2 protein-coding genes are annotated in these 1,198 nt (G+C 69.6%); one reads left to right on the forward strand and one right to left on the reverse strand.

All coding sequences use genetic code 11. The features are described 5' to 3' along the window. Nucleotides 1-593, forward strand: a 593-nt coding sequence (locus tag AC1DOC_RS34345; RefSeq protein WP_478131662.1) for a GNAT family N-acetyltransferase, incomplete at its 5' end; no start/stop codon positions are given. Between the two features lie 10 nt (nucleotides 594-603). Here AC1DOC_RS34345 and AC1DOC_RS34350 read toward each other — a convergent pair. Next, the coding region (locus AC1DOC_RS34350) for a symmetrical bis(5'-nucleosyl)-tetraphosphatase (RefSeq protein WP_478131663.1) at nucleotides 604-1,198 on the reverse strand (595 nt) is incomplete at its 5' end.

Raw genomic sequence — 1,198 nt, forward strand, 5'->3', positions numbered from 1 at the left:
CCGCAAGGCATGCCGACGACCTCCATGCCGCCTACGCGCAGGCACCCGACGGCCGCGACTGGACCTACCTGGGCGTCGAACGGCCCGCGGACCTCGCGGGCACCCGTGCCCACATCGAGCGCGCTGCGCGAAGCGCCGACCCGATGCACTTCGCGGTCGTCGACCGGCAGAGCGGCCGCGCCATAGGTACGCTCGCGCTGATGCGCATCGACCCCGCGAACGGCGCGATCGAGGTCGGCAGCGTCAACTTCTCGCCGCTGCTGAAGCACACGCCGATGTCCACCGAAGCCCAGCACCTGCTGATGAAGCTCGCGTTCGACGAACTCGGCTACCGGCGCTACGAATGGAAGTGCGACAACTTCAACGAACCATCGAAGCGCGCGGCCATGCGCCTGGGGTTCCAATTCGAGGGCGTCTTCCGGCAGGCGGTGGTCTACAAGGGCCGCAGCCGCGACACCGCGTGGTTCTCGATCACCGACGGCGAGTGGCCGATGCTGCGCGCGGCCTTGGAGCGCTGGCTCGCGCCCGCGAACTTCGATGCCGAGGGCCGGCAGCGCATGGCGCTCGACCGCTTCAGGCTGCCGCGCGGCTGAGTGAGGCCGCTCAGTCCGGCTTGCCGGGCTTTTGCGACTGCTCGCACTTCACCTGGATCAGCTCGCGCTCGTCCAAGGTGGCGCCGATGCGCACCGCGCTCAGGCAGCCGCCCCAGACGCAGCCGGTGTCGGTGGAGAGCAGGTCGGGCCGCGAGAGCCAGCCCAGCGTGGACCAGTGGCCGAAGGCGATGGTGGCATTGGCGGTCTTGCGGCCGGGCACGTCGAACCAGGGCATGAAGCCCTCGGGGCCGGGCAGCATGCCGTCCTTGCTCTCGAATTCCATCACGCCCTCGGCGGTGCAAAAGCGCAGCCGCGTGAGCGCGTTGACGATGACACGCAGCCGCGCGCTGCCGCTGAGTGTGTCGCTCCACTGCGCGGGCTCGTTGCCGTACATGCCAAGCAGGAATTCGCCCAGCGCCGGGCCGCGCAGCACCGATTCGACCTCCGACGCCAGCGCGAGCGTGTCGCCGACCGTCCACTGCGGCAGCACGCCGGCATGCACCATGAGCAGGTCGCCGCCATCGATCTGCATGTGCAGCGCCATGTGCTGCTGGCGCACCCATTCGAGCATTGCTTCGCTGTCGGGCGCTTCGAGCAGGCCGGCC

The organism is Variovorax sp. 01T439_2, assembly GCF_056398445.1.